The following is a 912-nucleotide window of genomic DNA, read 5'->3' as shown; positions in this document are numbered from 1 at the left end:
GCCCACCACCGGTACCCCCTCCGCCGGTGCCCGGCGGCGAACAGCGCACCGGCGACTGGCTGCTCACTCCCCCGGGCGGCCCCACCCCGGGCACCGGCCCGTGGATGCTGGACATCGCTCCCGACCACGACTACTTCACCGCCATGATGCGCCGCTCCGGCCCCGAGGCCGCCCGGCTGCGCATGCCCGGGCCGGGCGGCGGGCAGCGGATACTCCTGGAGGGCCCGCAGATGAGCATCGGCCGGACCCGGCCGTCCACCGGTGAGGCCCCCGACATAGACCTGTCCCGTCCGCCGGAGGATCCGGGCGTCTCGCACCAGCACGCGCTGCTGGTGCGGCAACCGGACCACACCTGGACGATCGTGGACCAGGGCTCCACCAACGGCACGACGGTGAACTACGAGGAGGAGCCCATCCCTCCCTACGTCCCGGTGCCGCTGCGCGAGGGGGACCGCGTGCACGTGGGCGCCTGGACCACCCGGCCCCGGCGTGAACCGGCGCACGGCCCCACCACCACGGGGGCCCGATCCGGTACCCGACCGGGTGCCGGCCGCCGCGCGCCGGGCCCGGTACTGTTCCGGCTGAAGGCCGGGCCCTCGACGACCAACCACCCGGCCGGGCACCTGGAACGGTCCACGGGGACCGGGCCGGCGGGCCCACCCCGGATCACGACGGAACCATCCGCCGGCACCGGCGCGCCCCCCGGGGCCTCCGGACGCGGAACAGCAGAAAGGGGGAGACGGTCCGATGCCGACGTGCCCGAACGGTCACCGGTCCACGGCCGATGACTGGTGCGAGGTCTGCGGTCACCGCATGCCCTCCGACACCGGACCGATACCCCCGCCGGGGCAGCCCGCTCCCGGCGGCTACGGCTACCCCCCGGCTTCCCCGGTGGGTTACCCGTGTGTCTTG

1 protein-coding gene and 1 pseudogene are annotated in these 912 nt (G+C 75.4%); both read left to right on the top strand.

Translation table 11 applies throughout. The annotated features are described in order from the left end of the window. Positions 1 to 788: FHA domain-containing protein (locus tag FNQ90_RS27855; RefSeq protein WP_228471596.1), on the top strand; the 788-nt coding region annotated here is incomplete at its 5' end. Next, positions 748 to 912 (top strand): annotated as a pseudogene (locus FNQ90_RS28775) (FHA domain-containing protein); the annotation flags it as partial. The gene FNQ90_RS27855 and the pseudogene FNQ90_RS28775, both read left to right, overlap by 41 nt.

Source organism: Streptomyces alkaliphilus (assembly GCF_014141535.1).
Classification (GTDB): Bacteria; Actinomycetota; Actinomycetes; order Streptomycetales; family Streptomycetaceae; genus Streptomyces; species Streptomyces alkaliphilus.
This window is presented reverse-complemented; position numbering and strand designations above follow the sequence as displayed.